Here is a 23,354-nt window from a genome sequence, read left to right on the forward strand (position 1 = left end):
GTCATGCGGCGTACAGATCCACGTACTCGTGCACCGGCATGGCCTCGAGCTTCCTCGCATCGAGCGACACGCCGAGGATGGCCTCTTGCTGCTTCTGCGCGAAGCGGCGCGCCAGGTTGGTACGGAACTTGGCTTCGAGCAGCGGAATGCCTTCGGCGCGGCGGCGCTTGTGGCCGATCGGGTATTCGACCGCGACCTCCGCAAAGCTGGTGCCGTCCTTGAACTCCACGGTCAGCGCATTGGCGATGCTGCGCTTCTCGGGGTCGTGATAGTCGGCCGTGAAGCGCGGGTCTTCCACGCACACGATCTTGTCGCGCAGCGCATCGATGCGCGGGTCGCTCGCCACGCCGTCCTCGTAGTCGGCGGCGGTGAGACGCCCGAAGATCATGGGCACCGCCACCATGTACTGGATGCAGTGGTCGCGGTCGGCCGGGTTGGCGAGCGGCCCCTTCTTGTCGATGATGCGGATGCAGGCCTCGTGCGTGCGGATGCTCACCTTCCGGATGTCGTCCACCGTCTTGCCGGACTGCTGCAGCTGCGCATGCAGCGCCATGCCCGCCTCCACCGCCGTCTGGCTGTGGAACTCGGCGGGAAAGCTGATCTTGAACAGCACGTTCTCCATCACGTAGCTGCCGTACGGGCGCTGGAACTTGAACGGCTGGCCCTTGAACAGCACGTCGTAGAAGCCCCAGGTCTTCGCGGTGAGCACGCTCGGGTAGCCCATCTCGCCGGTCTTGGCGATGAGCGCGAGCCGCACCGCGCGGCTCGTGGCGTCGCCCGCGGCCCAGCTCTTTCGGCTGCCGGTGTTGGGCGCATGGCGGTAGGTGCGCAGGCTCTGCCCGTCGACCCATGCGAGCGACACGGCATTGACGATCTCGTCGCGCGACAGCCCCATCAGGCGCGCCACCACTGCAGTGGAGGCCACCTTCACCAGAACCACATGGTCGAGCCCCACCTTGTTGAACGAATTCTCCAGTGCCAGGCAGCCCTGGATCTCGTGCGCCTGGATCATGGCGGTAAGCACGTCGCGCATCACGAGCGGCTGGCGCCCCACGGCCACCGCATTGCGGCTGAGCCAGTCGGCCGTGGCCAGGATGCCGCCGAGGTTGTCGCTCGGATGGCCCCACTCGGCCGCGAGCCAGGTGTCGTTGAAGTCGAGCCAGCGGATCATCGTGCCGATATTGAAGGCGGCCTGGATGGGGTCGAGCTGGTACGGCGTGCCGGGCACCTTCGCGCCATGCGGCACCACCGTGCCCGGCACGACCGGGCCGAGCAGCTTGGTACAGGCCGGGTATTCGAGCGCCTCGAGGCCGCAGCCGAGCGTGTCGATCAGGCAGTGGCGCGCGGTCTCGTAAGCCAGCGCGCTCGTGATCTGCTGGTGGGCAAGCACGTAGTCGACGATGTCGACCAGCACCTGGTCGGGTTCGGGGCGGACGTTGCTGATGTGAGCTGACATGATTTTTCTGTGGCGGTAAACGGGACGGGTGCTTTCAGCGGCGATCGGAGATGGGCACGAAGATCAGGTCTTCGGGCCCGGTGTAGTTGGCGCTGGGCCGGATGATCTTGTTGTCCTGCCGCTGCTCGATGATGTGCGCGGCCCAGCCGCTGGTGCGCGCAATCACGAAGAGCGGCGTGAACATGGCCGTCGGCACGCCGAGCATGTGGTAGCTCACGGCGCTGAACCAGTCGAGATTCGGGAACATCTTCTTCGCATCCCACATCACGCCTTCGATGCGTTCGGCGATGTCGTACATGCGCGTGGACCCGGCCTCGTCGGAGAGCTGCTTCGCGACCCGCTTGATGACCGCATTGCGCGGGTCCGACACGGTATAGACCGGGTGGCCGAAGCCGATCACGACTTCCTTCGTTTCCACGCGGCGGCGGATGTCGGCCTCGGCTTCATCGGGCGTGTCGTAGCGCTTCTGGATCTCGAAGGCCACCTCGTTGGCGCCGCCGTGCTTGGGACCGCGCAGCGCGCCGATGGCCCCGGTGATGGCCGAATACACGTCGGAGCCCGTGCCCGCCACCACGCGCGCAGTGAAAGTCGAGGCGTTGAACTCGTGCTCGGCATAGAGATTGAGCGAGGTGTGCATCGCCCGCTCCCAGCTCGCCGATGGCGCGCGGCCATGCAGCAGGTGCAGGAAGTGCGCGCCGATCGAGTCGTCGTCGGTCTCGACCTCGATGCGCCGGCCCTGCGTGGACCAGTGATACCAGTAGAGCAGCATCGAGCCGAGCGACGCCATCAACCGGTCGGCGATGTCGCGTGCGCCCGGCAGCGAATGGTCGTCCTTCTCGGGCAGCACGCAGCCGAGCGCCGAGACGCCGGTGCGCATCACGTCCATCGGATGGGCGCTGGCGGGCAGGCGCTCCAGCGCCTCCTTCACGCTCGCGGGCAGGCCACGCATGGCCTTCAGGCGGCTCTTGTAGGCGCGCAGCTCCGACGCGCTGGGCAGCTTGCCGTGCACCAGCAGGTGTGCGATTTCCTCGAACTCGCAGACATCGGCAATGTCGAGGATGTCGTAGCCGCGGTAGTGCAGGTCATTGCCGGTGCGCCCCACGGTGCACAGCGCGGTGTTGCCCGCGGCGACGCCCGAAAGCGCGACGGATTTCTTCGGCTTGAAGCCGGCGGCGGGCGGGTTCTCCGTGGCCAGTGTCATACGGTCTCCTCGAATGTTTCTTCATGAAGGCGCGGCGTATTCGCCAGCCGCACCGGTCGTCCGGCGGCATCCACCGCCACCATCTCGAATTCGCCGTCAAGCACACGCACGAGCGCCTCGGTGGCCACGTCCTGCACGCTGCCGGCCACGCGCACGGTGAGCGAGCTGCGGCCCACGCGCGACACCTGCGTGTCGAGCACGAGCGTGCTGCCCAGCCGCACCGGCGCATGGAACAGCACCTCGCCGCAGCGTGCCATCACCACGTCGCCGCGCACGAAGCTGCGGCCCGACAGGAACGCCGCCTTCGACAGCAGCTGCAGCGCCTGCCCGCCGAACAAGGTGCCGTAGTGGTTGGTGTGTTCCGGAAACACCACCTCGATCAAACGGACAGTGCCGCGTGCGTTTTGCATGATTCGCAATTTACGCAACATCGTGCCCATAATGAAGACCTGAATTGGCGAATGATTGCGAACGGATCGCCATCGATTTGCGAATGTTGCGAAGAACGGATCAACGATGAAGAAGACCTTCATGGGCGTGCGGCTCCGAAGCCTGCGCGAGGAGCGCGGCCTGAGCCAGCTCGCGCTGGCGCAGCAGCTCGGCCTGTCGCCCAGCTACCTGAACCAGATCGAGCAGAACCAGCGGCCGCTCACCGTGCCGGTGCTGCTGCGCCTGCACGCCACACTGGGTGTCGACATCCAGGCCTTCTCGGAAGACGAAGAGGCGCGGCTCGTCGCCAGCCTGCGCGAGGCGCTGGCCGACAACGCGGGCGGCGATGCGGTCGCGCTCGCCGAGCTGCGCGAAGTGGCCACGCAGATGCCGGCCGTGGGCCGCGCGCTGGTGGCACTGCATCAGCGGCACCGCGATGCCATGGAGCGGCTCGAAGCGCTGGCCGCCGAGCTCGGCGACGGCCGCGGTGATCTCGCACGCATGCCGCAGGCGCGGCCGATGCCTTTCGAGGAGGTGCGCGACTTCTTCTTTGCACACCAGAACCACATCGCCCCGCTCGACGACGCCGCCGAGGCTTTCTCCGCGCAATGGCGGCTGCGCGAAGGCAATCCGGGCGACCGGCTCGCGCATCGCCTGCTCGACGCGCATGGCGTGCAAGTGATTCCGGCGGAGGATGACGAGGGCGGCGCGCAACGCCGCTTCGACCCGGCCACGCGCGTACTGCGGCTTTCGCGCTACCTGGAGCCGGGCCAGCACGCCTTCCAGCTCGCGACGCAGCTCGCGTTCCTCGAACTCAGCGGCATGATCGACCAGCTCGTGGCCGAGGCGCCGCTGTCGAGCGACACCGCGCGTTCGCTGGCGCGCATCGGCCTGGCCAACTACTTCGCTGCCGCGTTGTTGCTGCCCTACGGCATCTTTCTTGAAGCGGCCGAGCAGCTGCGCTACGACATCGACCAGCTCGCACGGCGCTTCGGCGTGGGCTTCGAGACCATCTGCCATCGCCTGAGCTCGCTGCAGCGGCCCGAGGCGCGCGGCGTGCCCTTCTTCCTGATCCGCGTCGACCGGGCGGGCAACATCTCGAAGCGGCAGTCGGCCACGCACTTCCACTTCTCGAAGACCGGCGGCACCTGCCCGCTGTGGAACGTGTACGAGGCCTTCGCGCAGCCCGGCCGCGTGCTGACGCAGCTCGCGCGCATGCCCGACGGCCGCGCCTACCTCTGGATCGCGCGCACGGTGTCGCACGGCTACCGAGGCTATGGTTCGCCCAACAAGACCTTTTCCATCGGGCTGGGCTGCGACATCAGCCATGCCACGCGGCTGGTCTATTCCAAGGGCATGGACCTGCGCGATCCCGAGGTACCGACGCCCATCGGCGCGGGCTGCAAGGTGTGCGAGCGCGAAGCCTGTCCGCAGCGCGCCTTTCCGTTCGTGGGGCGCCCGCTCGACGTGGACGAGAACCAGAGCCGCTTCATGCCCTATGCCGCGGCGCCCGACAGGTACGCCACTGCGCGCACCGCCGTCAGGAACGCGGCTAGCCGCGCACCAGCGTCCGGATCGCCACGGCGCCGCTCCCCTTGACCTCGGCGCGGTAGCTGCCCACCAGCGCTTCGCGCTCGGCCGCGGCCTGCGGGTCGTTGCGCCAGGCCAGCAAGGCGGCCACGTCCGCATCCGGCAGGGCCGCGAGCAGCGCCTGCGTGACCTGTCTCTCGAACTCGCGCGCCACCGTCAGCAGGTTGCGCGGGCGCGGCGAGGTGATGCCGCGCGACCACAGCGTGTCGACGGCCATGTCGAGCGTGCGGTCCGGCAGCGAAGTGAACTGGCCGGCGTTGCCGCGCGCCAGTTGCTTGACGACCGAGCTCAGCAGCAGCTGGCTCGAGAAATCGACCTCGCGCAGGTCGGCCACGGCCATGCGCTCGAGCAGTTCCGTGCGCGCGGGATCGGCCGGCTTCGCGCGTTCGCGGTTGAAGAACGCCTGCTTGCCTGCGTCGTCCATGGCAGCGTAGTCGGCGCGCAGCTTCGAGAAGCGGGCCACCGCGGCCTGCACCTGCGCATTCGGTGCCGCGCCGCCCTTGCCGGCAGCGGCCACTTCCTGCTGGATGGCAGCGACGGAGGCGGCCACGTCGAAGGACCGCGCAGCGGCCGCGTCCAGCGCCTGGAGCGCCTTGCCGGCAATGGCCTGGTCGGCAGGCTCGAGCAACTGGTGCGCGTCGCGCGATACCGCCCCCGGCGTATAGGCCGCCTGGTAGCGCGCCTGTACGCCCTCGAACTGCAGCAGGGCCTGGGCGCGGTCTTGCGCCCAGCCCACGACGGGTGCGAACAACAGCGACAGCAGGAGAAAAAAAGGCGCGAGAAGAAGACGTCTCGGTGAAACTGGAATGGCAAGCATGGCGCCATTATTGGCGCCCCGCATGATCGCCCTTCTGCTTCAGGCCGCTGCCAGTTCCCTGCGCAGCAGCTTCGCCGCCGCAACCATGTTCGACAGCGCGGCCTCGGTCTCGGGCCAGCCGCGGGTCTTCAGGCCGCAGTCGGGGTTGATCCACAGGTTCTCGAGCGGCACCACGCCGGCCGCCTTGCGCATCAGGCGCACGATCTCGTCCACCGAGGGCACCCGCGGCGAATGGATGTCGTACACGCCGGGGCCGATCTCGTTCGGGTAGCGGAAGCCCCCCGCATTGTTCTCGCCGCCGAAGCCCCGCAGCAGCTCCATGTCGGAGCGGCTGGTCTCGATGGTGATCACGTCGGCATCCATGGCCGCGATTTCCGGCAGGATGTCGTTGAATTCCGAATAGCACATGTGGGTGTGGACCTGCGTCTCGTCGCGCACGCCCGAAGCGCTGATGCGGAAGGCGCGCGTGGCCGACTTCAGGTAGGCCGGCCAGCCGGCGCGGCGCAGCGGCAGGCCTTCGCGGATCGCGGGCTCGTCGATCTGGATGATGCCGATGCCGGCGCCCTCGAGGTCCACCACCTCGTCGCGGATGGCCCAGGCGATCTGCTCGCAGGTGGTGCTGCGGGGCTGGTCGTTGCGCACGAAGGACCATTGCAGGATGGTGACGGGACCGGTCAGCATGCCCTTCATCGGCAGCTTGGTGAGGCTCTGCGCATAGGCGGTCCATTCGACCGTCATCGGCGCAGGGCGCGCCACGTCGCCGAAGATGACCGGCGGCTTGACGCAGCGCGAGCCGTACGACTGCACCCAGCCGTTGGCGGTGAAGGCGAAACCGTCGAGCTGTTCGCCGAAGTACTCGACCATGTCGTTGCGCTCGGCCTCGCCATGCACCAGCACGTCGATGCCCAGCGCTTCCTGCTTGCGCACGGCCAGTGCGATTTCGGCGCGCATCTTCTCGCGGTAGCCTGCCGCATCGAGCTCGCCGCGCTTGAAGGCGGCACGCGCGGCGCGGATCTCCCTGGTCTGCGGGAACGAGCCGATGGTGGTGGTAGGCAGCGCGGGCAATGCGAAGCGCGCGCGCTGCACCCGCTGCCGCTGGCCGAACGGGGATGCGCGCTGGTCGTCGCCGGCCACGCTGCGGGCGAGCCGCAGCGCCACGTCGGCGCGGTGCACGCGCGGGCTGCTGCGCCTTGCGGCCACCGCGGCGCGCGCGGCTTCGAGTTCTTGCGCGACCGAGTCCTCGCGGCCGTCGAGCACGGCGCGCAGCACGCGCAGTTCGCCGAGCTTTTCGACGGCGAAGGCGAGCCATGACTTGAGCTCCGCATCGAGCTTGTCTTCCGCAGCCAGGCTGAACGGCACGTGCAGCAGCGAGCACGATGGCGCGATCCAGAGTTCGCCGCGCCGCTTGTCGATCACCGGGCGCAGCGTGGCGAGCGCGGCGTCGAGGTCGGTGCGCCAGATGTTGCGACCGTCGACGATGCCGATCGACAGCACCTTGTGCGTGGCAAGCCAGTCGGCCACGCCCGTCAGCTCCTGCGGCGCGCGCACGGCGTCCACGTGCAGGCCGGCCACCGGCAGCTGGCAGGCGAGGCGCAGGTTGTCCGACAGCGGCGAGAAGTAGGTGGCCAGCAGCAGCTTCGGCGCACTGCGGGCCAGTTGCCAGTAGGCGCGCTCGAAGGCATTGCGCCAGGCATCGGGCAGGTCGAGCCCCAGGATGGGCTCGTCGATCTGCACCCATTCCACGCCCTGCTGCTTGAGCCGGTTCAGCACCTGTTCGTACACGGGCAGCAATGCATCGAGCAGCGACAGACGGTCGAAGCCCGCCTGCTTCTCCTTGCCGAGGTACAGGAAACTCAGCGGCCCGAGCAGCACGGCCTTGACCGCATGGCCGGCCTGCTGCGCCTGCGCCACCTCGTCGAAGAGCCGCGTCGAGGCCAGCCTGAACTGCGTGGCCGCGGTGAACTCGGGCACGAGGTAGTGGTAGTTGGTGTCGAACCACTTGGTCATTTCCAAGGCGAAAGTGCCCTCGGCGCCGTGGCTGCAGCCGGCCTGGTGCACATGGCCGGCCTCGTCTTCCACGCCGCGCGCCATCTTGAAATAGCGCGACAGCTCGGGCTCGTCGCCTTTGAAGCCGAAGCGCGCCGGCTCGCAGCCGAAGAGCTGGATGTGGTTGGCCACGTGGTCATAGCAGGCGAAGTCGCCGACGGTGACGTAGTCGAGCCCCGCGTCGCGCTGGGCCTGCCAGTGGCGCGCGCGCAGCTGTTCGCCAGCTTCTTCCAGCGCGGCGCGGTCGATCTCGCCGCGCCAGTGCTTTTCGAGGGCGAACTTGAGTTCCCGGTGGGCGCCCATGCGCGGAAAGCCGAGGATGTGGGTACGGGTGGTCATTGCAGATATTCCGGTCGCTGGATCTTTGAGAATCGGCAATGGTCGGGCTTTGGGGCATATGATTCAAACGAAACCTTTTGCCCATTCGCTTGAAAATCATTCATGTTGCAGTCGATCCTCGAGATACGCCACCTGCGCACGCTCGTTGCGCTGCGCGACACCGGCAGCCTGGTGCGCGCGGCGCAATTGCTGAACCTCACGCAGTCGGCGCTGTCGCACCAGATCAAGCTGCTCGAAGACCGCTACGGCGCGCAGCTCTTCGAGCGCAAGTCGGTGCCGCCGCAGTTCAGCACCACCGGGCTGCGGCTCTTGCAGCTGGCCGATGCCGCGCTGCCGCTGGTCGAAGAAGCCGAGCGCGACGTGGCGCGGCTGGCGCTGGGCCGCAGCGGGCAGCTGCGCATCGTGGTCGAGTGCCACACCTGCTTCGACTGGCTGATGCCGGCCATGGATGCCTTCCGCCAGCGCTGGCCGGAGATCGAGCTGGACATCGTCTCGGGCTTTCATCCCGACCCGATCGCGCTGGTGATGCAGAACCGCGCCGAGGTGGCGATCGTCTCCGAGCAGGACCCCGACGAGACCGTGGACTACCACGCGCTGTTCCGCTTCGAGATCGTGGCGCTGCTCGCCAACGACCATGCGCTCGCGGCCAAGGCGCATCTCACGGCGCGCCACTTTGCCGACCAGACGCTCATCACCTACCCCGTGCCCGACGAGATGCTCGACATCGTGCGCCAGGTGCTGGCGCCGGCCGGCGTGGCGCCTGCGCACCGCCGCACGACCGAGCTCACGGTGGCGATGCTGCAGCTGGTGGCGAGCGGCCGCGGCGTGGCCACCCTGCCGCTGTGGGCGGTGCAGAACTACCTGGACCGCGGCTATGTCACGGCCCGGCGCGTGGGCGCCCGGGGCCTCACGGGGCGGCTCTACATGGCCTGCACGCAGGGCACGTCCGGCCAGCCGTGGCTGGCGGACTTCGTGCGCATCACGCGCGAGAGCTGCTTCAAGAGCCTGCCGGGCATCGAGCTGCTCTGACGCGGCCCTGCAGCAGAATCATGGCCATCGATTCGACAACAGGATGAGCTTCCCATGGCACTGACGAAGAAGGGCAGGTACTGGTATGGCAGCGGCCCGGACGACACCCGAGCCGAACTGCTGCGCTACAGCAAGGCCAACGCCTGTCCGGCGACCCGGTTCGCGGAATCGGTGTGCGCCTGCGGCCACCGCGCGTTCAGGCTCGAGACCGACGAAGACGCAGGTGCCGCACGGCGCACCTGCCTGGCCTGCGGCACGGTTCAGCTGATGGGCGACAGCGCGGAGTTTGCGGACGAGGCCGAGTTCGGCGGCCATGAATGCGTCTGCGCGGCCGAGAGCTTCGAGCTGCTGTCGGGCGTCGCGCTCTACAGCGACAGCAGCGACGTGCGCTGGTACTACCTGGGCTGCCGCTGCACCGCGTGCAATCTCGTGGGCGTATTTGCCGACTGGAAGTGCGAAGCCGGCGACGCCGAGGCCTTTCTTGCCGCGGTCTGACCGGCACCCGCGGCGCCGAGCATCCACGCCCTGAAGGCGGCCACCTTCGGCCTGTGGCGGCTGTCTTCGGGGTACACGAGGTAGTAGGCAAAGTCTTCGAGCCACGCGGCTTCCAACAGCTGGACCAGCCGGCCTTCGGCCATCTCGTCCGCCACCAGCGCCGCCGGCAGCAAGCCCGCGCCCTGCCCCGCAAGCACCGCCTTCAGCAACAGGCCCGAATCATCGAAGGACGGGCCGCGCACCGGCGCGGCCTGATCGATGCCCTGCGCCTCGAACCACATGGCCCAGCCCTTGCGCTCGGCATCGTTCACGCGCGGCCAGCACATGAGATCGGCCGGTGCCGCGGGCGGCCCGAGGCTGCGAACCAGCGCGGGCGCGGCAACCGGAACGATCTCCACCGTGAGCACGCGGTGGCTGATCAGGCCGGGATAGCGGCCGAGCCCATGGCGGATCGCCACGTCCACACCGTCGCGCGAAAAATCGGCCAGCGCGGTGCTGCTCACCACCTGCAGATCGATGTCCGGATGCGCATCGTGAAAGCTCTTGAGCCGCGGCACCAGCCACATGGACGCGAAGAACGGCGTGGTGCTCACCGTGAGGATGCCGGTTTCCGCAGGCATGGCGATGCGGCGCGTCGCGTCGCTGATCTGCCGGAAGGCATTGCGCACCGGCGGCAGGTAGGCCTGGCCCGCATCGGTCAGAAAGATGCCGCGGTTCGCGCGCCGGAACAGCGCAATGCCCAGGTGCAGCTCCAGCGACTTGATCAGCTGGCTCACGGCGCCGGCGGTCACGCACAGCTCGTCGGCCGCGTTCTTCACCGAGAGATGGCGGGCGGTCGCCTCGAAGGCGCGGAGCGCGTTGAGCGGCGGCAGCTGGTGTTCCATGGTTTAGTTGATCTGATCCGATCGCCTCAGAAAATCTGGTTTGCGAGGCTGTACGGGAACGAGGAGGATCCGCACACTGGCGCATGAAGAAGAAGCACTCTTGCGCGCCGGATCCCATTCTCCAACCAATAGATATTCTGAGCAAACCCGGAGACCCGCATTGACCTCCTTCTCCTCCCGTTCAGCGCCACGCACACGCCTTTTCCGCGGCTGGTTCGTAGTGGCCGGCGCCTTCGCCGTCACGCTCGTGGGCTTCGGCAGCGCCTACACCTTCAGCGCCTTCCTCGAATCGCTGCAGCGCGACTTCGGCGCCTCGCGCGGATCGGCCTCGCTGGTGTTCTCGCTCGCGGGCTTCCTCTACTTCGGCCTGGGTGTGGTCAGTGGCCCGCTCGCGGACCGGTGGGGTGCGCGGCGGCTGGCGGTCGCGGGCATGGTGCTGGTCGGCCTGGGCCTGGCCGCCGCGGGACAGGCGCGCAGCCTGACCGAGGCTTGCCTGGCCTACGGCCTGGGCGTCGGGCTCGGCGTCGGCGCCTCCTATGTGCCGGTGCTGGGCGCGGTGCAGCGCTGGTTTGTCAGGCGGCGCGGATTCGCCTCGGGGCTGGCGGTGAGCGGCATCGGCGTGGGCACGCTGGTGATGCCGCCGCTGGCCTCGCTTCTCATCGAGGCGCTGGGATGGCGCCACGCCTACCTGGCGCTGGGCGCAATGGCCGTGGTGGTGGGCGCCGGCATGGCGCTGCTGATCGAGGACGATCCGCGCCACCGCGGGCTCGGGCCCGACGGCGATCCACCGCAGCCGCAAGCACCGTCGGCCTTGCCCGCAGGCTCCACGTTGCGCGACGCGATCAGGTCGCGCCGCTTCGCCGGGCTCTATGCGGCCTGCCTGATCAGCTCGTTCGGGCTGTTCGTTCCCTTCGTCCACCTCGTGCCCTACGCGCTCGACCACGGCCAGTCGGCCAGCGCAGCCGTGCTGCTGCTCGGCGCCATCGGCGTCGGCAGCACGGCGGGGCGATTTTTTCTTGGCGGGCTGGCCGATCGGCTGGGCCGGCAGCTGGCGCTGCCGCTGATGTCGGGCGGCATGGCGCTTTCGCTGGTGGTGTGGGCGGTGTCCGGCGGGTTCTGGGGGCTGGCCGCGTTCGCGTTTGCCTACGGCGTTTTCTACGGCGGCTTCGTTGCGCTGCTGCCTGCCCTCGTCATGGATTACTTCGGCGGCTGCAGCATCGGCGCGATCCTGGGCGTGCTGTACACCAGCGTGGCCTTCGGCACCCTGGTCGGCCCGAGCGCGGCGGGCTTCGCATTCGACATCAGCCGCAGCTACCTGCTGCCGATCCTCGCCAGCATCGGCGCCAACCTGGTCGCGGCCGGGGTGCTGCTGGCCATGTCGAAGACGCGCACGGCGGCAAAACCGGGCGCGCGGGGTACAGTCGGGAATGAACCCACAAACGCCCAGCGCTCCTAAGCCGCCCGAAACGGCTCCCGCCGAGATCACGGAGACGCAGGCGTTCACGCGCGCATGGGCCGTGTTCCTGCTGCTGTTCGTGGGTGTGCTGGGCCTTCTGTGGGCCAGCGACGCCCTGTTCGGCTAGAAGCGGGGACGCCTAGGACGAAGCCTTCTGCAGCAGCTTCAGCACGCTCGAGAAATCGAGCGCGCCATGGCCCGCCAGGCTGTGCGCCGCATAAAGGCTGCGTGCGAGCCCGCCCAGCGGCGTGGCAGCGCGAACGGCGGTGGCGTTTTCCTGCGCGAGGCCCAGATCCTTGAGCATCAGGTCGGTGCCGAAGCCGCCCGCGTAGTTCTTCGATGCGGGCGCAGCTTCCATCACGCCGGGCATCGGGTTGTACTTTTCGAGCGCCCAGTTGCCGCCCGAGCTGCGCCGCATGATTTCGGACAGCACCTTGGGATCGAGCCCGTTGGCCACGCCCAGCGCCAGCGCCTCCGAGGTGCCGATCATCAGGATGCCGAGCAGCATGTTGTTGCAGATCTTGGCGGTCTGGCCCGCGCCGATGCCGCCCGCATGGAAGATGTTGGCGCCCATCTTCTCGAGCACGGGGCGCGCACGTTCGAGGTCGTCGGCCTCGCCGCCGACCATGAAGGTCAACGTGCCGGCAATCGCGCCGCCGGTGCCGCCGGAAACCGGCGCATCGATCATCGCGATGCCCTTGGCCGCAGCCGCCTCCGCCACCTTGCGCGAGGTGGCGGCGGCAATGGTGCTGCTGTCGATCACGAGCGTGCCGGCACGGATGCTGTCGAGCAGGCCGGGCTTGCTGCCGCCGCTGCCCAGGAACAGGCCCTCCACGTGCGCGCTGGCCGGCAGCATGCTGATGACCACGTCGGCATCGGTCACCGATTCGGCGGCCGATGCGGCAATGGCCAGGCCTTCGGCCGCGTATTTCTTGCAGGCCTCGTCCGACAGGTCGAAGGCCTTGACCGCAAAGCCCGCCTTGCGCAGGTTCAGGGCCATGGGTCCGCCCATGTGGCCAAGGCCGATGAATGCGATTTTCATTTGATGTCTCCGTTGTATTCGTGAAAGAGGCTCAGGCCAGCGCGGCCAGCTCCGCGGGCATCTGGCCGCGCGGGCGCAGGTGGTCCTCGATGAAGGCGGGCGTGATCTCTTCGAGGGCGGCGGGGTTCCAGCGCGGATTGCGGTCCTTGTCGATCAGCACCGCGCGGATGCCCTCGGCAAAGTCCTTGTGCGCGCAGAAGCCGAGCGAGGCCCAGTATTCGAGCCGGAACACCTCGGCCAGCGACATGTGGTGCACGCGCTGCCAGAGCTCGAAGCTCAGCGCCGCAGAGCTGGGTGCGCCCTTGGCGAAGGTCTTGGCGGCGGACTGCAGCCAGGCATCGTCGCTCTGCAGGCTGCGCAGGCGCCCGGCGATGTCGAGCAGGTCGTCGCCGGCCATCAGCGCGTTGATGGTGTCGTAGTGTTCGCGCACCTTGGAGGGCGGCATCTCGGCGCCCTCGCCGGCGCGCGCGAGGATGCGCGAAAGCTCGGCGCGGTCGGCCTTTTGCTCGCCGCGCCAGTGCGCGGCGGCAATCGCTTCGAACACCTGGCCCTTGCGCTCATGCGGCACCAGCACGTCGGCCAGGCCGCAGAAGATCGCATCGGCCGCATTGAGGTTGGCGGCCGTGAGCGCCAGGAACAGGCCCGTGCGGCCCGGCGTGCGGCGCAGGAACCAGCTGCCGCCCACGTCGGGGTACAGGCCGATGCTGATCTCGGGCATGGCAACGCGGCTCTGCGCGGTGACCACGCGGTGCGAGCAGCCCGCCATCAGCCCGACGCCGCCGCCCATCACGATGCCGTGGCCCCAGCAGAGGAAGGGCTTGGGAAAGGTGTGGATCAGGTAGTCGAGCTCGTATTCCTCGCGGAAGAATTCTTCGGCGTAGGTGTTGCGCGCGGGGCCGCACTCGAGCAGCGTCTGGTACAGCTGGCGCAGGTCGCCGCCGGCGCAGAAGGCCTTCTCGCCGTCGGCCTGCAGCAGCACGCCGACGATGCCGTCGTCCTTCGCCCATTCGCGCAGCTTGGGCGTGAGCAGGCGCACCATGTCCACCGACAGCGCGTTGAGCGAGGCCGGTGCGTTGAGCGTGGCGGTGGCAAAGCGCTTGCCGCCGGCGGTCTTGATTTCGTCGAAGAGAACTACGGAGTCGGTCATTGTCTTGAGAGGTTCTGGATGCGGGGCTTCAGCGGATATCGCTGTCCCCTTCCAGCAATTTTCGCGCAACGATCACGCGCATGATCTCGTTGGTGCCTTCGAGGATCTGGTGCACGCGGGTATCGCGCACCAGCCGCTCGAGCGGGAACTCGCTCAGGTAGCCGTAGCCGCCGTGCAATTGCAGCGCGTCGTTGCAGACGTTGAAGCCCGCATCGGTCGCAAAGCGCTTGGCCATCGCGCAGTAGGTGCTGGCATCCGCATGGCCCGCATCGAGCTTGCTTGCCGCGAGCCTCACCATCTGCCGCGCGGCGACCAGTTCCGTCGCCATGTCGGCCAGCTTGAACTGCAGGGCCTGGAAGCTCGCGATCGGCTTGCCGAACTGCTGGCGCTCGTGCAGGTAGCGGCGCGCCGCATCGAGCGCGCCCTGCGCCGCGCCCACCGAGCAGGTCGCGATGTTGATGCGCCCGCCATCGAGCCCCTTCATCGCAATGCGAAAGCCCTCGCCTTCCTTGCCCAGCAGGTTCTCGGCCGGCACGCGCACGTTGTCGAAGCTGATGGTGCGCGTGGGCTGGCTGTTCCAGCCCATCTTGTGCTCCTTCTTGCCGTAGCTCACGCCCGGCGCATCGGCCGGCACCGCAAAGGCCGAGATGCCGCTGGCGCCCGCGCCGCCCGTGCGCGCCATGAGCACCAGCACGTCGGTCGACCCGGCACCGGAGATGAAAGCCTTGCCGCCGTTGATCACGTACTCGGCGCCCTGCAGCTCGGCGCGCGTCTTGAGCGAGCCCGCGTCCGACCCGGCACCCGGCTCGGTGAGGCAGTAGGAAGCCAGCTTGCGCCCGCTCGTGAGGTCTTCGCCCCACTGCTGCGCCACCGCGTCGGTCGCCCAGGTGCCGAGCATCCAGGTCGCCATGTTGTGGATCGTGATGAAGGCCGTGGTCGAGGGGTCGACCGCGGCCATCTCCTCGAACACCAGCGCCGAATCGAGCCGCGGCAGGCCGAGGCCGCCGATGCGCTCGGGCGCATAGAGCCCGCAGAAGCCCAGCTCGCCGGCCTTGGCGATGGCCTCCTTCGGGAAGATGGCCTCGGCGTCCCACCGTGCCGCATGGGGCGCGAACTCGGCCTGTGCGAAATCGCGCGCGGTCTGCGCAAAGGCGTTCTGCTCTTCGGACAATTCGAAGTTCATTGTTCGCGACCCTTCCAGTGGTCCAGCTCGGCCGTCCGTTTCAGGGTCGATTCCTCCAGACATGAATTGAACACCAGCGGCCAGATGGAGCCGCCTTCGCTCGCTTTCGAGGCCCGCTTGCAAGAGGGGTCGCGGCCCTTGAGCCAGGCGCGCTGCTCGGTGCGCAGCGCGACGCGCATCTGCGGCGAGAGCGTCTTCATCACCTCGCCGTAGCGGATGTTGAGCGCGGCGTCGGCGGCGCGAAAGTCGCGCACCGCGCAGGCGTTCATCTGCTGCTGGTTGCCGTCGGGCCTGCAGTCCAGCGGGTTTGCATCATCGGCCGCATGCACGCCGGCGGCGAGCAGCAGCACGGCCGATGACGCGACAGCGCGGAACGCGCGGCTCACTTGAGGCTGATCGTGGTGTTGACGCCGTGCGAGACGGTGCTGTCGTCGAACCAGCGGGCCGTCACGGTCTTGGTCTGCGTGTAGAACATGATGACCTGCTTGCCGTACGGGCCCAGGTCGCCGAGCTTCGATGCGCGCGAACCGGTGAACGAGAACATCGGCACCGGCACCGGGATCGGCACGTTGATGCCGACCTGGCCCACGTCGATGTCTTCCTGGAAGCGGCGCGCCGCGGCGCCCGACTGCGTGAAGATCGCCGTGCCGTTGCCGTTCGGGTTGCTGTTGATCAGCTCGATGGCCTCGTCGATGTTCTCTGCATCGGCCACGCAGAGCACGGGCCCGAACACTTCCTGGTCATAGATCGTCATGCCGGGCTTCACGCCCGAAAAGATCGTCGGGCCCACGAAGTTGCCCTTCTCGTAGCCCGGCACCGTGGGCTTGCGGCCGTCGAGCTCCAGCTTGGCGCCGTCGGCCACGCCGCGTTCGATGAGATGGTTGACACGGTCGTAGGCTGCACAGGAAACCAGCGGTCCCACGTCCACGCCCTTCTCGGTGCCCGCGCCGATCTTCAGCGTCTTCGCCTTCTCGATGAGTTCGGGCACCCAGTTGCGCGCCTCGCCCACCAGCACCGCCACCGACACCGCCATGCAGCGCTGCCCGGCCGCGCCGAAGCTCGCGCCGGCCAGTGCGTTGAGCGTCTGCTCCTTGTTGGCGTCGGGCATCACGATGGCGTGGTTCTTCGCGCCCATCATGCATTGCACGCGCTTGCCGGCCAGCGTGGCGCGGTTGTAGACGTGCGTGCCGACCTTGGTCGAGCCGACGAAGCTGATGGCCTTGATGTCCTTGTGGTCGCAGATGCCGTTGACCACCGCTTCGCCGCCATGCACCACGTTGAGCACGCCGGGCGGAATGCCGGCTTCGAGCGCGAGTTCGGCGAGGCGCATCGTGACCATCGGGTCTTGCTCCGAGGGCTTCAGCACGAAGGTGTTGCCGGTGACGATGGCCATCGGGAACATCCACAGCGGGATCATGGCCGGGAAGTTGAACGGCGTGATGCCGGCGCACACGCCCAGCGGCTGCAGCAGCGTGTAGGTGTCGACGCCGTTGGCCACGTTGTTGGCCAGTTCGCCGAGCTGCAGGTTGCCGATGTTCGAGGCGTGCTCGACCACCTCGAGGCCGCGGAACACGTCGCCTTCGGCGTCGGGCAGCGTCTTGCCCTGCTCGGCCGTGAGGATGGCGGCCAGCTCGCCCATGTTCTCGCGAATGAGCTGCTGGTACTTCAGGAAGATGCGGGCACGCGCGCCGATCGGCGTCTTGCGCCAGGTCTTGAAGGCGTCCTTGGCGGAAGCCACGGCGGCATCGAGCTCGGCCTGCGTGGCAAACGGCACGCGGGCCAGCACTTCCTGCGTGGCCGGGTTGACGATGTCGCGCCATTCGCTGGTCTTGGATTCGACGAATTTGCCGCCGATCAGCAGTTTGACGGTGGCGACCTGGGTCTTGGGGGTGGTGGTGGCGTCCATGGGGTTTTGTCTCCTGTGAATACGGGGCCTGCATGCAGGTTCAACACGCATCCTAGCTTTGCAGATTTGCCATGACAATAGACAAATATGCGCCATTGCTTTGCAAAAATGCAGAGCCCACCCAAGAACACGCGAACACATGGACTGGGACAACCTCCGCTACTTTCTGGAACTGGCCCGCTCGGGCACGCTGATGAGCGCCGCGCGCCGGCTCGAGGTGGACCACACCACGGTGGCGCGGCGCATCCAGGCGCTCGAAAAGGAAGTGGGCGCGCCGCTCTTCTCGCGCGAGTCGGGTGGCCACCGGCTCACCGAGGCGGGCCGCAAGCTGCAGCCGCAGGTCGAGGCCATGGAAAGCGCGTTCCAGGCGGTGGAGAGCACCGCGCCGGCCTCGCAGGAGGGCCTGTCGGGGCTGATCCGCATCGGCGCGACCGAGGGCTTCGGCACCGTGGTGCTGGCACCGCAGCTGGCGCTTTTCGCGCAGCAGCACCCCAGGCTCACCATCGACCTGCTCGCGATGCCGCGGCTGGTGCACCTGTCGCGGCGCGAGGCCGACATCGTGATCTCGCTCGAGCGCCCGGCGCGCGGGCCGGTGGTTGTGACCAAGCTCACCGACTACACGCTCAGGCTCTATGCATCGAAGAAGTACCTGGCCGCCCACAAGCCGATCAAGACGCGCGAAGACCTGCGCGGCCACACCTTCATCAGCTACGTGGACGACCTGCTCTTCAGCAAGGAGCTGCAGTACCTGGACGAACTGCACCGCCCCGACGCCTTCGCGCTGCGCAGCACCAGCGTGCTCGCGCAGCACCGCGCGGTGCTGGCGGGCGCGGGCATCGCGGTGCTGCCGGCCTTCATCGCGGAGAACGACGGCGCGCTCAAGCCCGTGCTGCCAGGGCAGGCGAACTTCACGCGCACGTTCTGGATGTCGATGCCGGCGGAGACCAAGCACCTGGTGCGGATGCAGGCGGTGTGGGAGTTCCTGCGCGAGACGGTGCAGGCGCAGCGGCAACTGCTGCTGCCCGCACCCGCATGATGCCGAAGGCTCAGCGCCGCGGCGGCGCGAGGTCCGGAAAGTTCAGCGCCACGAACTCGATCACGAACTCCTGCGGATCCGCGCGCAGCTGCTGCTCCTCTGCCCGGTCGAGGTAGCTGCGCCAGAACTGCCGGATCTGGTCCTGCACGTCATCGGCAAAGCCCATCTGGGTGCCGACCATCTCCTGCCAGGTGCCGCTCGCATTGAAGGTCTGGGCGAGCGTGGGCTCCAGCGCCTCGAGCTTGGCGCGCTTGGCGTCGTCGAGCTGGTCGATGGCGTCCAGCACCAGGCAATCCACCAGCCGCAGCAACGGCCTTCCTTCGTATCTGTTCGTCGTCTGCATGCGCCAAGTTTCTCATTGCCCGGGGCCGCTAGGACGTCGGCCAGGCCGGCGCATGGCTGCCCGGCGGCATCGACGGACGCGGCCATGTGGCCGGCGTACGCGACAGCTGCGCGCCGTGGCGCAGCGCGGTCAGTTCGCCGAAGCCTGAGGCCGAGGTCTCCAGATAGGGCTTCAGGTCGGGCCGGGCGATCGACAGGCCGCCAGCCACGCGACCGAGCCCGCGCAGCCATTGCCCCGTCTGCGCCAGCGACACCTGCACATGCCAGCTGCCACCCTCCTGCTGCTGCCGCCAGAGCGCCGCGGCGGCGCCGAAGGCGATGAGGTAGCCCGTGGCCTCGTCGAGGATCTGCATCGGCAGCGGCCTGGGCTTGCCGTCGCCGGCCGCTTCGCCTTCGGCATGGTTGAAACCCATGGCGGTCTGCACCAGTGAATCGAAGCCGCGGCGATGCGCCCACGGGCCTTGCGTGCCATAGGCCGTGAGCGACACGCACACGATGCCGGGCGCGAGCCGCGCGAGTTCCGTCGGCCCGAAGCCCAGTGCCGCGATGCCGCCGGGCCGGTAGCCCTGCACGAAGACATGGGCCTGCGCGGCGAGCTGCCGCAGCACGGCGCGGCCCGCCTCGGTGCGCAGGTCCACGTGCGCCGACAGCTTGCCGCGGCTGGTGTCGGCGATCGATTCGATGTTGGGCAGGTGCGGCGAATTGACGAGCATCACGTCGGCGCCATAGGCCGCCAGCGCGCGGCCTCCCACGGGGCCCGCGAGGATGCGCGTCAGGTCGAGCGAGCGCAGGCCCTCGAGCGGCCGCTGGTCTTCGCGCAGCGGCGGCAGCACGCGCGGCGGTGCATCGCTGATGCGCTCGATCGTGAAGAGCGGCTGTGCCGCAATGGCCCGGCCCTGCGGCGTGGCGTCCCATTCGTCGAAGCGGCGCAGCGCGGTCGCCACCAGGCCTTGCGCGGCGGCGGCGTCCTCGAAGTCGAGCGCGCGCCACGTCGCCATGGCCGCCTCGGCCTCGGCGCGCGTGGCGGTGGCCGGATCCAGCTTCATCAGGCGCAGCGCGCCGTCGCGGTGGTGCGCGAAGTTGGCATGGATGCGCACCCAGCCGTCGGCGCAGCGGTACAGCCCGGAGAAGGTGTCCCACAACTCGGGCACGCGGCCGTCGAGGCTGAACCAGCCGGTGCAGTCGAGCGCCGCGTGCCGCATGTCGACCGCCACCTCCTGCCGCCCGGCGCCGCGCAAGTGGCCCAGTTCACAGGCCGCGAGTGCCGCCGCCGCGATGGTGCTCTGCGCGGCCGCACCCACCGCGAAGGACGACGGCAGCACCGGGTCTTCGCCCGTAAGCCGCGCGTGTCGCAAGGCATCTGGCGGCAGGCCCGCCTGCCGCCAGATGTTGTCCAGGGCGTCGCTCGCATTCATTTCATTTCTCCGGAACGTCCAAAGCAAAAAGGCAGGGCCCGCTATCGCGGCCCTGCCCTTCGTCGCCGTTGCGCCGCCGCCCTACTGGATCAGCTTGGCGCCGGTCTTGGCCTGCAGCGTATCGAAGCTCACGCCTGGCGCGAGTTCGACCACCTTGAGGCCTTCGGGCACCACGTCCATCACGGCCAGGTCGGTGATGATGCGGTCGACCACGCCCACACCGGTCAATGGCAGCGTGCACTTCTCGAGGATCTTGAGGTCCTCGGTGCCGTCCTTCTTCCTGGCGACGTGCTCCATCAGCACGATCACGCGCTTCACGCCGGCCACCAGGTCCATGGCGCCGCCCATGCCCTTGACCATCTTGCCCGGGATCATCCAGTTGGCGAGGTCGCCCTTCACGCTGACCTGCATGGCGCCGAGAATCGACAGGTTGATCTTGCCGCCGCGAATCATCGCGAAGCTGTCATGGCTGCCGAAGATGGCCGAGCCGGGGATGGTGGTCACGGTCTGCTTGCCGGCGTTGATCAGGTCGGCGTCGACCTGGTCTTCGGTCGGGAACGGGCCGATGCCGAGCATGCCGTTCTCGCTTTGCAGCCACACTTCCTTGTCGCCGACGAAGTTGGCCACCAGCGTGGGAATGCCGATGCCCAGGTTCACGTAGAAGCCGTCTTCGAGCTCTTGCGCCGCACGCGCGGCCATTTGGTCTTGGGTCCAGGGCATATCAAGCCTCCCGCCGGGCCGCCCCAAGGGAGGCTTGCGCCCCCCTGGGGGGCAGTGAGGACACGCAGTGCCGAACGTGGGGGTGGTTCATTTCAGGCTCCTTTGTTGTTCTTGACGGGGGCAGGCACTTCGCTGCCGGCGGCGGCCTGCGCAATGGCGGCCTGGGCTTCGACCTTGGCGGCCGCGGCGTCGGCCGGCGCGGCGGCGCTCACGGTGCGCTTCTCGATGCGCTTCTCGGGGTTGGCGTTGAGCACGATGCGGTGCACGTAGATGCCCGGCAGGTGGATGTCGTCAGGGGCCAGTTCGCCCACCTCGACGATCTTCTCGACCTCGACGATGCAGATCTTGCCGGCCATGGCGGCGGCTGGGTTGAAGTTGCGCGCCGTGAGTCGGAATCGCAGGTTGCCCGACTTGTCGGCCACGTCGGCCTTGACCAGCGCCACGTCGGGCACCAGCGAGCGCTCCATGACGTAGGTTTCACCGTCGAACTCGCGCAGTTCCTTGCCTTCGGCCACCTGCGTGCCGACACCGGTCTTGGTGAAGAAGGCCGGAATGCCCGCGCCGCCCGCGCGCAGCTTCTCGGCCAGCGTGCCCTGGGGCGTGAATTCGAGCTGCAGCTCGCCCGCGAGGTACTGGCGCTCGAACTCCTTGTTCTCGCCCACGTAGGACGCGATCATCTTCTTGATCTGGCGCGTCTCGAGCAGCTTGCCGAGGCCGAAGCCGTCGACACCCGCGTTGTTGGAGATGCAGGTGAGATCCTTGACGCCCGAGTCGTGCAGCGCGTCGATCAGCGCCTCGGGAATGCCGCACAGGCCGAAGCCGCCGACCGCGAGCGTCTGCCCGTCGGCCACGACCCCCTTGAGTGCCGCGTCTGCGGAGGGATAAATCTTGTTCACTCGGGCTCCTTGATGGATGGTGGAGAGTTGGCGAAAGCCTTTTGCAAGCCTTGAACGATACTACGTAGTCGCATACGTAGTATTTCGTAATGGTGACCCCCGATGCCCGAGATCGACTACCGGCTGGCTTTTGAACATGCGCCCGTCGGCATGGTGGTGTCGAGCAACCGCACCATCGTGGCCTGCAACGAGCGTGTATGCGAGATTTTCGGTGCAACGCCCTCCGCCCTGGTCGGGCATTCGTTCAGCATCCTGTACCCGAGCGTGGCCGAGTTCGAGCGCATCGGCAAGCGCATGGAACCGTTCCTGAACGCCAGCGGCCGCTATGCCGACAACCGCATGATGAAGCGCCTGGGCGGCCTGCACGGCGCCATTGCCGGCGAGACCTTCTGGTGCCACGTCACGGGCCATGCCATGAACCGCGCCGCGCCGCACGAGGCCGGCATCTGGACCTTCGAGGACCTGGGCTCGCGCCGCGCCGTGAAGGCCGAGCTCACGCCGCGCGAGCGCGAGGTGGCGGCGCAGGTGATGCGCGGGCTGACCTCGAAGGAAATCGGCAAGGCGCTGGGCATCAGCCATCGCACGGTGGAACTGCACCGGGCGCGGCTGATGCGCAAGTACGCGGCGGCGACCACGGCGGAGCTGGTGCAGAAGCTCATCGCGGGCTGATCGTTGCAGAAACGGAAACGCGGTGTCGGCGAAAGGCCTGCGCCACGGGGCTCGCCGATGGCTATCTTGGAGGCATGCGAGCACTCCGCCCGCAGCCACTCAGGAGCCGTTATGACCACACCCCTTCATTCCGAGAAGAACCTGCTGCTGTCGTCCAAGCTGTCGGTTGCACGCGTGCATGCGCTCGCCGCCCACCGGCTGCCCGTGACGCTCACGCTGGCAGCCATCATCCTGTCGGTGCTCGGCGTCAAGCCGTAGCCCGTCAGTCGGGCTTGATGTCCGCCGCCTTGATCACCTTCGCCCAGGCCGCGAGTTCCTGGTCGACGAACTTGCCGAGCGCCGCCGGGTCCATGTAGGTGGCGAAGGCGCCCTGCTCGTCCACTTTCTTGCGGAACGACTCGCTCTCGACGATCTTCTTGATCTCCGCACTGAGCTTGTTGACGACCTCGGGCGGCGTCCGGGCCGGTGCGAACACCGCGAACCACGACTCCACCTCGTAGCCCGGCAACCCCGCTTCGGCCGAGGTCGGCACGTCGGGCATCGACGGATGGCGCTTGCTGCCCGTGTAGGCCAGCGGCTTGATGCGGCCGCCCGCGAAATGGCCGATGACCGAGGGCGGCGTGGTGATGAACATGTCGACGTTGCCCGCGATCAGGTCGTTGATGGCCGGGCCCGAGCCCTTGTAGGGCACGTGCGTCATCGGCTGCCTGGCCTGCCGCGACAACAGCTCGCCCGCGATGTGCTGGATGGAGCCGTTGCCCGACGAGGCGTAGAACAGGCCGCCCTCCTTCTTCTTCTTGCCGTACTCGATCAGCTCCTTCATCGAGTTCACGGGCAGCTTGCCGCTCACCGCGACCACGTGCGGCGCGCGCATCACCAGCGCCACCGGCACGAAGTCCTTGGTGGGGCTCCACTTGATCTGCGGAAAGAGCGCGGGGTTGCCGACGTGGTAGCCCGAGTACTGCATCAGCAGCGTGTAGCCATCGGGCGCGGCGCGCGCCACCGCCTCGGTGCCGATGTTGCCGCTGGCGCCGGGCTTGTTGTCCACCACGATGGGCTGGCCCAGTGCGCGCTGCAGCGGCTCGGCCACCATGCGCGCCATGATGTCGGTGGACCCGGCAGGCGCGGTGGGCACGATGAAGGTGATTGGTTTCGAGGGCCAGGTGTCGGCGCTGGCCGCGGTGGCCGCCATTGCAAGGCCGAGGCCTGCCGCCAGAAGGCGATGAGTGGGTTTCATGGTTTGTCTGTCTCCGGTG

General features: G+C 68.1%; 24 protein-coding genes. 8 read left to right on the plus strand and 16 right to left on the minus strand.

All coding sequences use genetic code 11. From position 1 onward, the window contains the following. Position 1: 1 nt before the first annotated feature. Genes ACAM54_RS15855 through ACAM54_RS15865 form a run of 3 tightly spaced genes read right to left on the minus strand, consistent with a single transcriptional unit; the run spans position 2 to position 3,190 of the window. Positions 2-1,456: a bifunctional 2-methylcitrate dehydratase/aconitate hydratase gene (locus ACAM54_RS15855; RefSeq protein WP_145744740.1), complete on the minus strand. Its 1,455-nt coding sequence runs from the start codon at positions 1,454-1,456 to the stop codon at positions 2-4. A 34-nt stretch (positions 1,457-1,490) separates the two neighbouring features. After that, positions 1,491-2,657 (minus strand): 2-methylcitrate synthase, encoded by a 1,167-nt coding sequence (prpC, locus tag ACAM54_RS15860; RefSeq protein WP_369648194.1) that lies wholly within the window; start codon positions 2,655-2,657, stop codon positions 1,491-1,493. Beyond that, entirely contained in the window at positions 2,654-3,190 is a 537-nt protein-coding gene (locus ACAM54_RS15865; protein ID WP_307698037.1) for an acyl-CoA thioesterase, read from the minus strand. The genes prpC and ACAM54_RS15865 overlap by 4 nt, the downstream gene beginning before the upstream one ends. Here ACAM54_RS15865 and ACAM54_RS15870 point away from each other — a divergent pair. Beyond that, positions 3,174-4,685, plus strand: coding sequence for a short-chain fatty acyl-CoA regulator family protein (locus ACAM54_RS15870; RefSeq protein WP_369648195.1), 1,512 nt, complete (start codon positions 3,174-3,176; stop codon positions 4,683-4,685). The genes ACAM54_RS15865 and ACAM54_RS15870 overlap by 17 nt on opposite strands. On the opposite strand, the gene ACAM54_RS15875 is transcribed toward ACAM54_RS15870, so the two are convergent. Both ACAM54_RS15875 and metE read right to left on the minus strand, forming a co-directional pair. Further along, positions 4,639-5,427: a hypothetical protein gene (locus ACAM54_RS15875; RefSeq protein ID WP_369651880.1), complete on the minus strand. Its 789-nt coding sequence runs from the start codon at positions 5,425-5,427 to the stop codon at positions 4,639-4,641. The two genes, ACAM54_RS15870 and ACAM54_RS15875, sit on opposite strands and share 47 nt — an antisense overlap. Before the next feature lie 105 nt (positions 5,428-5,532). After that, positions 5,533-7,878: a 5-methyltetrahydropteroyltriglutamate--homocysteine S-methyltransferase gene (metE, locus tag ACAM54_RS15880; protein WP_369648197.1), complete on the minus strand. Its 2,346-nt coding sequence runs from the start codon at positions 7,876-7,878 to the stop codon at positions 5,533-5,535. 102 nt (positions 7,879-7,980) lie between these two features. On the opposite strand from metE, the gene ACAM54_RS15885 reads away from it, so the two are divergent. Together ACAM54_RS15885 and ACAM54_RS15890 are read left to right on the plus strand one after the other, a co-directional pair. After that, the gene (locus ACAM54_RS15885) at positions 7,981-8,907 is read left to right on the plus strand and encodes a LysR family transcriptional regulator (RefSeq protein ID WP_369648198.1); all 927 of its coding nucleotides are present in this window, start codon (positions 7,981-7,983) and stop codon (positions 8,905-8,907) included. 54 nt (positions 8,908-8,961) lie between these two features. Beyond that, positions 8,962-9,402 carry a hypothetical protein gene (locus tag ACAM54_RS15890; protein ID WP_192323313.1) on the plus strand — a complete coding sequence of 147 codons (441 nt, stop codon included), beginning with the start codon at positions 8,962-8,964 and terminating at the stop codon, positions 9,400-9,402. Here the strand turns inward: ACAM54_RS15890 and gcvA are convergent. After that, the gene (gcvA, locus tag ACAM54_RS15895) at positions 9,303-10,286 is read right to left on the minus strand and encodes a transcriptional regulator GcvA (protein WP_369648199.1); all 984 of its coding nucleotides are present in this window, start codon (positions 10,284-10,286) and stop codon (positions 9,303-9,305) included. The two genes, ACAM54_RS15890 and gcvA, sit on opposite strands and share 100 nt — an antisense overlap. Before the next feature lie 160 nt (positions 10,287-10,446). Between gcvA and ACAM54_RS15900 the strand changes: the two genes are divergently transcribed. Then, positions 10,447-11,742 (plus strand): MFS transporter, encoded by a 1,296-nt coding sequence (locus tag ACAM54_RS15900; RefSeq protein WP_369648200.1) that lies wholly within the window; start codon positions 10,447-10,449, stop codon positions 11,740-11,742. After that, a complete protein-coding gene (locus ACAM54_RS15905) occupies positions 11,714-11,869 on the plus strand; it encodes a hypothetical protein (protein WP_186454202.1) in 156 nt (51 codons plus the stop codon). Before ACAM54_RS15900 ends, ACAM54_RS15905 begins: the two co-directional genes overlap by 29 nt. Before the next feature lie 12 nt (positions 11,870-11,881). On the opposite strand, the gene mmsB is transcribed toward ACAM54_RS15905, so the two are convergent. Genes mmsB through ACAM54_RS15930 form a run of 5 tightly spaced genes read right to left on the minus strand, consistent with a single transcriptional unit; the run spans position 11,882 to position 17,020 of the window. Continuing rightward, positions 11,882-12,784 (minus strand): 3-hydroxyisobutyrate dehydrogenase, encoded by a 903-nt coding sequence (mmsB, locus tag ACAM54_RS15910; RefSeq protein ID WP_369648201.1) that lies wholly within the window; start codon positions 12,782-12,784, stop codon positions 11,882-11,884. Between the two features lie 31 nt (positions 12,785-12,815). Beyond that, positions 12,816-13,931 (minus strand): enoyl-CoA hydratase/isomerase family protein, encoded by a 1,116-nt coding sequence (locus ACAM54_RS15915; protein WP_369648202.1) that lies wholly within the window; start codon positions 13,929-13,931, stop codon positions 12,816-12,818. A 28-nt stretch (positions 13,932-13,959) separates the two neighbouring features. After that, positions 13,960-15,114, minus strand: coding sequence for an acyl-CoA dehydrogenase family protein (locus tag ACAM54_RS15920; protein WP_369648203.1), 1,155 nt, complete (start codon positions 15,112-15,114; stop codon positions 13,960-13,962). Continuing rightward, positions 15,111-15,500 carry a lysozyme inhibitor LprI family protein gene (locus tag ACAM54_RS15925; RefSeq protein WP_369648204.1) on the minus strand — a complete coding sequence of 130 codons (390 nt, stop codon included), beginning with the start codon at positions 15,498-15,500 and terminating at the stop codon, positions 15,111-15,113. The genes ACAM54_RS15920 and ACAM54_RS15925 overlap by 4 nt, the downstream gene beginning before the upstream one ends. Beyond that, a complete protein-coding gene (locus tag ACAM54_RS15930) occupies positions 15,497-17,020 on the minus strand; it encodes a CoA-acylating methylmalonate-semialdehyde dehydrogenase (RefSeq protein WP_369648205.1) in 1,524 nt (507 codons plus the stop codon). Before ACAM54_RS15930 ends, ACAM54_RS15925 begins: the two co-directional genes overlap by 4 nt. A gap of 139 nt (positions 17,021-17,159) precedes the next feature. Between ACAM54_RS15930 and ACAM54_RS15935 the strand changes: the two genes are divergently transcribed. Next, positions 17,160-18,056: a LysR family transcriptional regulator gene (locus ACAM54_RS15935; protein ID WP_369648206.1), complete on the plus strand. Its 897-nt coding sequence runs from the start codon at positions 17,160-17,162 to the stop codon at positions 18,054-18,056. 10 nt (positions 18,057-18,066) lie between these two features. Here ACAM54_RS15935 and ACAM54_RS15940 read toward each other — a convergent pair whose 3' ends face one another. The 4 genes from ACAM54_RS15940 to ACAM54_RS15955 all read right to left on the minus strand — a co-directional run bounded on the left by ACAM54_RS15940 (position 18,067) and on the right by ACAM54_RS15955 (position 21,429). After that, entirely contained in the window at positions 18,067-18,399 is a 333-nt protein-coding gene (locus tag ACAM54_RS15940; RefSeq protein WP_145744713.1) for a hypothetical protein, read from the minus strand. 28 nt (positions 18,400-18,427) lie between these two features. Then, complete coding sequence (locus ACAM54_RS15945; RefSeq protein WP_369648207.1) at positions 18,428-19,813, minus strand: CoA transferase; 1,386 nt, start codon at positions 19,811-19,813, stop codon at positions 18,428-18,430. Between the two features lie 81 nt (positions 19,814-19,894). Then, entirely contained in the window at positions 19,895-20,533 is a 639-nt protein-coding gene (locus tag ACAM54_RS15950) for a 3-oxoacid CoA-transferase subunit B (RefSeq protein ID WP_369648208.1), read from the minus strand. A 92-nt stretch (positions 20,534-20,625) separates the two neighbouring features. Beyond that, positions 20,626-21,429 (minus strand): CoA transferase subunit A, encoded by an 804-nt coding sequence (locus tag ACAM54_RS15955; protein WP_369648209.1) that lies wholly within the window; start codon positions 21,427-21,429, stop codon positions 20,626-20,628. A 102-nt stretch (positions 21,430-21,531) separates the two neighbouring features. On the opposite strand from ACAM54_RS15955, the gene ACAM54_RS15960 reads away from it, so the two are divergent. Both ACAM54_RS15960 and ACAM54_RS15965 read left to right on the plus strand, forming a co-directional pair. Next, positions 21,532-22,098 (plus strand): LuxR C-terminal-related transcriptional regulator, encoded by a 567-nt coding sequence (locus tag ACAM54_RS15960; protein WP_021007927.1) that lies wholly within the window; start codon positions 21,532-21,534, stop codon positions 22,096-22,098. A 111-nt stretch (positions 22,099-22,209) separates the two neighbouring features. Then, the gene (locus ACAM54_RS15965; RefSeq protein WP_369648210.1) at positions 22,210-22,356 is read left to right on the plus strand and encodes a hypothetical protein; all 147 of its coding nucleotides are present in this window, start codon (positions 22,210-22,212) and stop codon (positions 22,354-22,356) included. A gap of 4 nt (positions 22,357-22,360) precedes the next feature. Here ACAM54_RS15965 and ACAM54_RS15970 read toward each other — a convergent pair whose 3' ends face one another. Beyond that, positions 22,361-23,335 carry a Bug family tripartite tricarboxylate transporter substrate binding protein gene (locus tag ACAM54_RS15970; protein WP_369648211.1) on the minus strand — a complete coding sequence of 325 codons (975 nt, stop codon included), beginning with the start codon at positions 23,333-23,335 and terminating at the stop codon, positions 22,361-22,363. Between the last annotated feature and the right edge of the window lie 19 nt (positions 23,336-23,354).

This window comes from Variovorax sp. V93 (genome assembly GCF_041154485.1).
Classification (GTDB): domain Bacteria; phylum Pseudomonadota; class Gammaproteobacteria; order Burkholderiales; family Burkholderiaceae_C; genus Variovorax; species Variovorax beijingensis_A.

Excerpts from the sequence above, each read along its gene's own strand:
- mmsB (WP_369648201.1), bottom strand. The coding sequence starts at position 12,784 with ATGAAAATCGCATTCATCGGCCTTGGCCACATGGGCGGACCCATGGCC.
- ACAM54_RS15965 (WP_369648210.1), top strand. The coding sequence starts at position 22,210 with ATGACCACACCCCTTCATTCCGAGAAGAACCTGCTGCTGTCGTCCAAG.
- ACAM54_RS15945 (WP_369648207.1), bottom strand. The coding sequence starts at position 19,813 with ATGAATGCGAGCGACGCCCTGGACAACATCTGGCGGCAGGCGGGCCTG.
- ACAM54_RS15890 (WP_192323313.1), top strand. The coding sequence starts at position 8,962 with ATGGCACTGACGAAGAAGGGCAGGTACTGGTATGGCAGCGGCCCGGAC.
- ACAM54_RS15950 (WP_369648208.1), bottom strand. The coding sequence starts at position 20,533 with ATGCCCTGGACCCAAGACCAAATGGCCGCGCGTGCGGCGCAAGAGCTC.
- metE (WP_369648197.1), bottom strand. The coding sequence starts at position 7,878 with ATGACCACCCGTACCCACATCCTCGGCTTTCCGCGCATGGGCGCCCAC.
- ACAM54_RS15870 (WP_369648195.1), top strand. The coding sequence starts at position 3,174 with ATGAAGAAGACCTTCATGGGCGTGCGGCTCCGAAGCCTGCGCGAGGAG.
- prpC (WP_369648194.1), bottom strand. The coding sequence starts at position 2,657 with ATGACACTGGCCACGGAGAACCCGCCCGCCGCCGGCTTCAAGCCGAAG.
- ACAM54_RS15920 (WP_369648203.1), bottom strand. The coding sequence starts at position 15,114 with ATGAACTTCGAATTGTCCGAAGAGCAGAACGCCTTTGCGCAGACCGCG.
- gcvA (WP_369648199.1), bottom strand. The coding sequence starts at position 10,286 with ATGGAACACCAGCTGCCGCCGCTCAACGCGCTCCGCGCCTTCGAGGCG.
- ACAM54_RS15905 (WP_186454202.1), top strand. The coding sequence starts at position 11,714 with ATGAACCCACAAACGCCCAGCGCTCCTAAGCCGCCCGAAACGGCTCCC.
- ACAM54_RS15865 (WP_307698037.1), bottom strand. The coding sequence starts at position 3,190 with ATGAAGGTCTTCTTCATCGTTGATCCGTTCTTCGCAACATTCGCAAAT.
- ACAM54_RS15855 (WP_145744740.1), bottom strand. The coding sequence starts at position 1,456 with ATGTCAGCTCACATCAGCAACGTCCGCCCCGAACCCGACCAGGTGCTG.
- ACAM54_RS15970 (WP_369648211.1), bottom strand. The coding sequence starts at position 23,335 with ATGAAACCCACTCATCGCCTTCTGGCGGCAGGCCTCGGCCTTGCAATG.
- ACAM54_RS15935 (WP_369648206.1), top strand. The coding sequence starts at position 17,160 with ATGGACTGGGACAACCTCCGCTACTTTCTGGAACTGGCCCGCTCGGGC.
- ACAM54_RS15915 (WP_369648202.1), bottom strand. The coding sequence starts at position 13,931 with ATGACCGACTCCGTAGTTCTCTTCGACGAAATCAAGACCGCCGGCGGC.
- ACAM54_RS15930 (WP_369648205.1), bottom strand. The coding sequence starts at position 17,020 with ATGGACGCCACCACCACCCCCAAGACCCAGGTCGCCACCGTCAAACTG.
- ACAM54_RS15885 (WP_369648198.1), top strand. The coding sequence starts at position 7,981 with ATGTTGCAGTCGATCCTCGAGATACGCCACCTGCGCACGCTCGTTGCG.
- ACAM54_RS15940 (WP_145744713.1), bottom strand. The coding sequence starts at position 18,399 with ATGCAGACGACGAACAGATACGAAGGAAGGCCGTTGCTGCGGCTGGTG.
- ACAM54_RS15960 (WP_021007927.1), top strand. The coding sequence starts at position 21,532 with ATGCCCGAGATCGACTACCGGCTGGCTTTTGAACATGCGCCCGTCGGC.